This is a genomic window from Rhodanobacter sp. Root179, from assembly GCF_001428465.1.
Classification (GTDB): Bacteria; Pseudomonadota; Gammaproteobacteria; order Xanthomonadales; family Rhodanobacteraceae; genus Rhodanobacter.
The window spans coordinates 22,886-31,439 of sequence record NZ_LMHR01000042.1 but is presented as its reverse complement, the minus strand read 5'-3'; the positions used below and the strand labels follow the sequence as shown (position 1 = coordinate 31,439).

At 68.4% G+C, this 8,554-nt stretch carries 4 protein-coding genes; 1 reads left to right on the top strand and 3 read right to left on the bottom strand.

What is annotated here, in order from left to right; translation table 11 throughout:
* Positions 1–130 precede the first annotated feature (130 nt).
* Positions 131–1,570, bottom strand: coding sequence for a metalloprotease TldD (gene tldD / locus ASD82_RS02490; protein ID WP_056714919.1), 1,440 nt, complete (start codon positions 1,568–1,570; stop codon positions 131–133).
* A 131-nt stretch (positions 1,571–1,701) separates the two neighbouring features.
* Between tldD and ASD82_RS02485 the strand changes: the two genes are divergently transcribed.
* A complete protein-coding gene (locus ASD82_RS02485) occupies positions 1,702–2,904 on the top strand; it encodes a sterol desaturase family protein (protein WP_157599161.1) in 1,203 nt (400 codons plus the stop codon).
* Between the two features lie 15 nt (positions 2,905–2,919).
* Here ASD82_RS02485 and ASD82_RS02480 read toward each other — a convergent pair whose 3' ends face one another.
* On the bottom strand, positions 2,920–6,924 hold the full coding sequence (locus ASD82_RS02480) for a YhdP family protein (protein ID WP_056714915.1): 4,005 nt from the start codon (positions 6,922–6,924) through the stop codon (positions 2,920–2,922).
* Between the two features lie 36 nt (positions 6,925–6,960).
* The gene (gene rng / locus ASD82_RS02475; protein WP_056714912.1) at positions 6,961–8,433 is read right to left on the bottom strand and encodes a ribonuclease G; all 1,473 of its coding nucleotides are present in this window, start codon (positions 8,431–8,433) and stop codon (positions 6,961–6,963) included.
* Positions 8,434–8,554: the final 121 nt, after the last annotated feature.

The window sequence follows — 8,554 nt, the reverse complement described above, 5'->3', positions numbered from 1 at the left end:
GCCACGTTTCTCTGGCCACTCAGAGAAAGGTGGCTCGGCTGCCGTAGGCAGACGAAAGCTTTTCGCTCTGAATGCCACAAGCAAAGCAAGAACATCGCGCACAGGGTGCGCTCCTACGGCGCCGCGCCAGTTACGACGCGGTGCCACCCACCGTCATCGAATCAATCTTCAGCGTCGGCTGCCCCACGCCCACCGGCACACTCTGCCCGTCCTTGCCGCACACGCCCACGCCTTCATCCAGCGCCAGATCATTGCCAATCATCGACACCCGATTGAGCACGTCCGGCCCGGAACCGATCAGCGTCGCGCCCTTCACCGGACGGGTGATGCGGCCGTCCTCGATCAGGTACGCCTCGGAGGCGGAGAAGGTGAACTTGCCGTTGGTGATGTCGACCTGGCCGCCGCCGAAGTTCGGCGCGTACAGGCCCTTCTTCACCGAGCGGATGATTTCCTGCGGATCGTGCTGGCCGGCCAGCATGTAGGTGTTGGTCATGCGCGGCATCGGCAGCGCGGTGAAGGATTCGCGGCGGCCGTTGCCGGTGGGGGCCATGCCCATCAGGCGGGCGTTGAGCTTGTCCTGCATATAGCCTTTTAGAATGCCGTCCTCGATCAGGGTGGTGCACTCGGTCGGGGTGCCTTCGTCGTCGATGCTGAGCGAGCCGCGGCGACCGGCCAGGGTGCCGTCGTCGACGATGGTGACGCCTTTCGCCGCCACGCGCTGGCCGATGCGGCCGGAGAACGCGGAGCTGCCCTTGCGGTTGAAGTCGCCTTCGAGGCCGTGGCCGATCGCTTCGTGCAGCAGCACGCCGGGCCAGCCGGAGCCGAGCACCACGGTCATCTGGCCGGCGGGGGCGTCGACGGAATCGAGGTTGACCAGGGCCTGGCGCACCGCCTCGTCGGCGAAGGCGAGCGCGCGGCCGTTCTCGATCAGTTCGCGGTAGCCGTAGCGACCACCGCCGCCGGAATAGCCCTGCTCGCGGCGGCCGTTCGCTTCGGCGATGACCTGCACGTTGATGCGCACCAGCGGGCGCACGTCGGCGGCCAGGGTGCCGTCGGAGGCGGCGATCAGGATGGTGTCCATGGTCGCGGCGAGGCTGACGATGACCTGCTTGATGCGCGGATCGCGCGAGCGCGCATACGCGTCGACTTCGCGCAGCAGGGCGATCTTGTCGGGGTTGGGCAGGCTCTCGACCGGGTCGATCGCCGGATACAGCGCGCGCGCGTTGTGCAAGGCCAGCGGCTTGCCGGCGCCGTTGCCGTCGTGGGCGATCGCGCGGGCGGCCTTCGAGGCTTCCAGCAACTGCGGCAGCACGATCTCGTCGGAATAGGCGAAGCCGGTCTTTTCACCGGACATCGCGCGCACGCCCACGCCCTGCTCGATCGAATGGCTGCCGTCCTTGACGATGCCCTCTTCCAGCGTCCACGACTCGCTGCGCGAATGCTGGAAGTACAGGTCGGCGGCGTCGATGGACGGGCCCATCAGCTGGGCGAACACGCGGTCGAGGTCGCCGGTGGCGATGCCGCCGGGGGACAACAGCTTGCTTTCGGCGAGGGCGATCAATGAATCCATGGGATGCGGTCGGTCTGCGGGAATTCCGGAACTATCCCACATGGGGCTGTGGCGCCGCGCTTTAAAGCCTGCGCCGCCGTCTTCCACTACCATGCGGCAACGCCAGTCGGCCCATCAGTGAAGGATCACCCGTGAGCGAACATTCCAAGCGTGAGGCGGCCCGCGAGGCCATCGAGCGGGCCGTGCAACCGGTGGCCGAGACCCGCGAGCTGCTGCATCGCGACGGCGAGCTGAAGCCGGGGCTGGGCAAGATCAGCGGCGTGATCGCCTTGTCGCTGGGCTTCCTGTGCCTGTTGGCGGTGGTGGCGTTCCATTTTCCGCAGTACCTGACCACGCCGGACCTGCGCCACAAGTATTCGGTGGACGTGCTGCGCCAGGTGCTGCTGGTGGGGCTGCTGGTGGCCGGCGGGATGTCGCTGGGCAACGTGATTCTGGGCCGCCAGCGCAACCTCAACATCATGGCCTTCTTGCTGGTGATCGCGGCGGTGGCGCTGGGCGGTTCGCGGGTGCCGGTGGGCGAGTTCCCCGACCACACGCCGTACATCGGGCTGGACTGGTTCATCCTGGATTTGCTGGGCTCGACGCTGATCTTCGTGGTGATCGAGAAGCTGTTCCCGCTGTACAAGGGCCAGGCGATTTTCCGCAAGGAGTGGCAGACCGACCTGAAGCATTTCGCGGTCAATCATTTCATCGTGGGGCTGGCGCTGCTGACGGTGAACTTCCTGCTGCACCACCTGTTCGGCTGGCTGGTCAGCAGCCACTTCCAGCAGACCGTGCGCGACATCCCGTTCCTGCCGCAGTTGCTGTTGTGCGTGCTGGTGGCCGACCTGGCGCAGTACTGGACGCATCGTGCGTATCACGAGGTGCCGTTCCTGTGGCGCTTCCACGCGGTGCACCACAGCGTGAAGACGATGGACTGGCTGGCCGGCTCGCGCCAGCACATGCTGGAGCTGATCTTCACTCGCGTCTGCGTGCTGGCGCCGCTGTACATCCTCGGTTTTTCCGAGGCGGCGATGAACGGCTACATCCTGATCGTGGGTTTCCAGGCGGTGTTCAACCATGCCAACGTGCACCTGCCGTGGGGGCCGCTGAAGTACGTGCTGGTGACGCCGGATTTCCACCACTGGCACCACGCCTCGGATGACGAGGCGATCGACAAGAACTACGCCGCGCACTACGCGTTCCTGGACTACCTGTTCGGCACCGCGGTGAAGTCGAAGAACAAGTTTCCCGAGCGCTACGGCGTGGTCGGCGACTACATGCCGGACGGCTTCGTGAAGCAGCAGCTGTTTCCGTTCCGGGGCAAGCAAGCCGACGACAATCCGGCGGCCTGAAACCCGCCCGCCGCTTCAGTGCTGCACGGATGAAGAGACCGCCGGCGCCGCAACGCTGGCAGCGGCCGCGGGCGGCAGCAGGATCTGCGGTGTCGTCGGCGGCGCGATCGCGCTGCCCGCTGCCGCCGGCTGGCCGGCCGGCGCGTTGAGCAGGGGCGCGGGCGGTGGCGCCGCGGCGCCGTGCTTCTCGACCAGGGTGATCACCGGCTCGTCCCAGCTGCCGGTGATCTTGTAGCGGGCGCTGGCGGCCTGGTTCAGGCCCTTGCCCAGCAGGCCCTGCACGGCGAAGCCCGCGGCCGCGCCGATCGGGCCGCCCACCACCGCACCGACCAGCGGCAGGCTGTTGCCGACATGCGGCACCACCAGCATCTGCTGGTCGTAATCCTTGCTGCGCAGGCCGGTGCGACCGGTCACGCTGATGTTCGCGGCCGGCCCCTCGATGCGCAGGTTGTCGGTGGTCGCGTTGCCGTCGGCGAGCCTGAAGTCGCCGCTGATCGAGTCGAATGCCAGCCCCTTGCCGAACACGTCGCCAAAATCCAGGGTGAGCCGGCGCGGCAGTTCGGCCAGCGAAACCAGTCCCAGCAACCGACCCACGCCGGGCGAGGCGGCTTCGGGAATGCGGCCGTCGTTGACCTGGATGCTGAGCGTGCCGTCCATGGTGGCCAGCGACAGCCCGCTGGGCGAACCCGGCCAGCTCGCATCGAGCTGGTCGCGGGTCTTGCCGCCATTGACCAGTCCGTCGAAACCCAGCGCGCCCAGCATGTCGCCCAGGTCCTCGGCGGCGAAGTTGATCCGCATGTGGGTGTGGCTGGAGCTGGCGTTGCCGTTCCAGTCACCGCTGCCGTTGATCTGCACCCGGCTGGACAGCGCACGCAGCTGCTCGATGTGCATGCCGTCGGCGGTGGGCCAGGATTCCAGCCGCGCCTCGCCGAGCTTCGCGTCGCCCAGGCGCAGGTCGCCCACCCAGACATGGAACGGCGGCAGCGCGGCGGGATTGACCCCGGTATTGGCCGGGTCGGGCGGCGGCACGACGGGTGTGGCGGGCGCCGCGGCCGGAGTGGCCGCCACCGTCTTGCCGGCGGCTTTGTGCTTGCCGGCGGTGGTCTCCGGCGCGGCGCTCTTGGGCCAGTACATGCGGGCCAGTCGCGCGGTGACGCCGCGCTTGTCCAGTTCGCGCGTGGGCACGCTGTAGTTGCCGACCATCGCCGGACCGTCCACGTCCACGCTGAGCAGGTCGGGCTGCGGCTTGGCCTGCAGCTTCAGCGGGCCCAGCCGGCTGTCGAACCACTCGGCCTGGTCGGTGCTGATGTCGAGGCTTTCCAGCCCCGGGCCGCCACCGCCGCTGCCCGCCGCCACGTGCTGCACCCAGCCGGTGACGTCGAGCTGGCTGGCGTGGCCGCGAATGCGCAGGTCGCGATCGGGCAGCGTGGTCGGCATCTGCGTGCCCAGCGCCAGGGTGCCGGCCAGCGGACGCTGGTCGCCGTCGGCCAGTCGCAGGTAACCGCGCAAGGTGTCGCCCAGGCTGAAGCGCAGCGCGCTGCCAGCGATCGGCAGGGTCAGCGTCAGGTGCAGCGGCAGGTCGTCCGCGGCGGGCTTGTGCAGCGGCGCGGGCAGGTTCAGCGCGATGCCCTGCAGCGGCGAATCGACGCTGAGGGTCTGGCTCAGCGCGTCGCTGCCGGCGACATGGGCGATGCTGAAGCCGATGTCAAAGGCGCTGCGGCCGTCGGACAACTTGCCGAGCCAGTCCAGCGTCGGGTAGTCCGCCACCAGCTCGTCGATGCGGTAGTTGCCCTGCAACTGCGCCGACAGCACGGTGGCCGGATCGCTGTTGGCGCCGGCAATGGCCAGCTGCAGTTTCGATGGCTGGCCGCGGAAGCCGGCGTCCAGCGGACCGGCCTGCATGCCGTGCAGGTCGAACTTCAGCGGGCCGTTGAGCTTGTCCAGCTGGAGGTTCCACTCCGGCGCGCTGAGGTCGGCGTCCTTCAGCCGGGCCTGCCCGTCCAGTTGCGGCGTGGCGCCCTCGTCCTTTTTCAGTGGCAGCACCAGGTGGAAGCCGAAGCTGCCGCTGCCGCCCAGCTTCAGCTTGGCCAGCGTGTCGGCTTCGCGGCTGCCGATTGGGCTCTTGCGCACGAACTCCATCAGGCTGGCGCCGCTGCCACTGCCCTGCACGTTGAGGTCGAGCAGCGGGTCGCCGAAATCCGGGATCAGCGCCACCGCGCGCTCGGTCTTGACGCCCAGCGCATGGCCGCCACTGGCCTCGACCAGCATGCCGCCGTTGATGAAGCTGGCCACCGCGTCGATGCCTTCGGCATGCGGCCAGTCCTTGCCGTAGTCGAGGGTCAGGTCGCTGATCATCGCGCGCGCCTCGAAGCGCCCTTCGTTGTGGCGGAACGGCCAGTCGTGCAGGTCGCCGCGCACCAGCACCTGCGCCTCGTCCAGTCGGCCCGACAGCAGGCCGCGATCGAGCCACTCGACGGTGCCGGGCGACATCGACAGCGGCCAGAACTGGCGGGCGGCGGTCACGTCGGCGTGGTCCAGGCTGGCGTAGAGATCCAGGAACGGTGCACCGCCCCCGGCCGGCAACACCAGCTCGCCCCGGGCCTGCCCGGCGTAACCGGCACCGGCGAAGTCCAGCGCGTCGACGCCGATGTGCGACTGGCCATCCTGCGACCAGAACGCCAGCGTGCCGCCCAGCGAGGACAGCGCAAACGGCTGGTGGAAGGCTTGCGGCAAATTCAGCGTGGTGGGCTGGCTCGGCAGGGTCAGCGACAGCGCTTCGGCGTCGCCCCGCAATTGGCCGTCCAGACGGCTGATTCCCGGAAGCTTGCCGACCGCCTCGATGCCCACCTCGGCAAAGGCGAGATCGAGCGCGCGCAGGCCGGCGCGGCGACTCCACTGCAGGCGCAGCCGGTCCACCACGCCATGCGGCCGACCCTTGCCCAGCCACTGCGACAGCGCCGGCGCCAGCCCGGGCTTCAGCGCCAGCCAGGGCAGCAGCGGCGCCAGTTGCAACTTGCGCGCGACCGCGTTCACCGCAAGCCCGGCGCTGCCCGGCTGGTGCAGGCTCATCGCCAGCGCGCTGCCGTCGTCGCCGGCCCAGCGCAGTTCGTAGCCATCAGCGGTCTGATTCACGCCGGCCAGCCCGTGCAGGGCGCTGACGCTGGCCTGGCCGTCGCCGGGCGCGCTGACGGCCAGCGTGTCCAGGTCGAAGCGGACCAGGCTGCGGGTCAGTTGGCCCTGCCGCCAGTCCATCCAGGCGCTCAGCTTGCCGTGGCCCTGCTGCACCGCGTAGCCGCCCATGTCGATGCCGTCCAGCAGGGGCTTCAGTTCGGCGCCGTCGACGCTGACCCAGACCTGGCCGGCGCTGCCATCCTCGCGGAAGCGGCCGGCGCTGCGCACGGCGGCGTTGACGCCCTCACGTCGCAGCACGCCGCCAAAACGCAGCTGGTGGCCCTGGTGACTCAGCCGCAGCTGCTTGGACAGCAGCGTGTAGTGCTTGTCCAGCACCGCGTCGGTGACCGACACGCGCAGGTCCTCCAGCCACAGGTCGGCCGACATCCGGCCCAGCGACAGCGGCTGGCGCTGGTCGCCGCCGGCCACGCCGATGCCGTTGACATGCCAGCCATCGGCCTGGCGCAGCAGGTCCAGCTGCAGGCCGCGCACGTGCAGGTTGATCAGGTGCCGCGACGGCAACAGCCAGCCGCCGAAATCGAATTTCAGCTCGGACTCGGGCAACTGCAGCACGGCGCCGGCCTGGCCCGCCGCCGCGCCGATCTTCACCCCGTGCATCACGAACTCGGGGCCCGACGGCGTCCAGCGACCTTCCATCGAATCGAAACTCACCGGTCGCTGCAGCCGCGTACCGAGCTGCGCCGCCACCCATTCCGGATGCCGCGCCAGCAGCGGCAGCAACAGCTGCGCCAGCGCCGCCACCACGGCAAGCAGGATCAGCGCGATCCCGGCCACCCAGCCCGACGCGCGGGCGCAGCGATGCAGCCGCCGCTGCCACGACACGTTCACGCGCGGCGATCCAGGCCGGAGGTGCAGCCGCCGGATTTACAGCAAGACGACATCAAACTGTTCCTGCGAGTAATGCTCTTCGGCCTGGAAGCGTATGCTTTTGGAGATGAACTCTTCCAGTTCGGCCACCGCGCTGGACTCCTCCTCGAGGATCCGGTTGACCACCGCGGGGCTGGCCATCACCAGCAGTTGCTGCGCGTTGAACTGGCGCACCGCGCGGGTGATTTCGCGGAAGATCTCGTAGGTCACCGTCTCGGCGGTTTTCAGCAGGCCGCGGCCGTTGCAGGCCGGGCAGGGTTCGCAGAGCTGGCGCGCCAGGCTTTCGGTGGTGCGCTTGCGGGTCATCTCGACCAGGCCCAGCGCCGACATCGGATAGACCGTAGTCTTGGCGTGGTCGCGCGCCAGCCCCTTGCCCAGCATGCGCAGCACCTGGCGCTTGTGCTCCTCGTCGACCATGTCGATGAAGTCGATGATGATGATGCCGCCCAGGTTGCGCAGGCGCAGTTGCCGCGAGGCGGCCTGCGCCGCTTCCAGGTTGGTGCGGTAGACGGTTTCTTCCAGGTTGCGGGAGCCGAGATAGGCGCCGGTGTTGACGTCGATCGTGGTCATCGCCTCGGTCTGGTCGACGATCAGGTGGCCACCGGATTTCAGCGGCACCTCCTTCTTCAGCGCGCGCTGCATCTCGTCCTCGACGCCGTACAGGTCGAAGATCGGCCGCTCGCCGTCGTAGTGCTCGATGCGGTCGTCCAGGCTGGGCATGAACTTGTGCACGAACTTCACCACGTTGTCGAAGGTGAGGCGCGAATCCACCCGCACCTTCTCGATGTCGTCGTTGAGCATGTCGCGCAGGCTGCGCAGCGGCAGCGACAGTTCTTCGTAGACGCGTTCGCACAGCTTCGCCTTGGCGATGTTCTCCTGCACCACGCGCCAGACCTTGCCCAGGTAGGTCACGTCGAAGGCCAGCGATTCGGCGCTCTGCCCTTCGGCATTGGTGCGCACGATGTAGCCCAACGGATTTTCGCCGATCAGCGGATTGAGCACGTCGCGCAGGCGCTGGCGTTCGGCCTCGTCCTCGATCCGGGCGGAGATGCCCAGGGTGCGCGCATACGGCAGCAGCACCAGGTAGCGCGAGGGGATCGACAGGTGGGTCGACAGCCGGGCGCCCTTGCTGCTGATCGGGTCCTTGACCACCTGCACCACGATCTCCTGGCCTTCGTGCACCAGTTCGCTGATCGAGGGGACATGGCCGTGGCCATTGCCTTCGCTGCCGTCGGCCGCGGCGGGCCGCACGATGTCCGAGGCGTGCAGGAACGCCGCGCGCTCCAGTCCGATCTCAACGAACACCGCCTGCATGCCCGGCATCACCCGCTGCACGCGGCCCTTGTAGATGTTGCCGACATAGCCCCGCTTCGATGCCCGTTCGACGTGCACTTCCTGCAACATGCCGTTCTCGACCACCCCGACCCGCGTTTCGCGCGGGGTCACGTTGATCAGGATTTCTTCGCTCACTGCATACTCCCCGGACAGAGCATCTTTATAGCGGTGCGGCCGCGGGCTGTCGATGAACCACGCCATGGAATCCGCCCTGCCGGCGCGGATGACGCAAAATGGACATCCGCCCTCCCCCGGA

Bases quoted from the DNA above. Each gene is read 5' to 3' on its own strand.
- tldD (WP_056714919.1), bottom strand. From the start codon at position 1,570: ATGGATTCATTGATCGCCCTCGCCGAAAGCAAGCTGTTGTCCCCCGGC.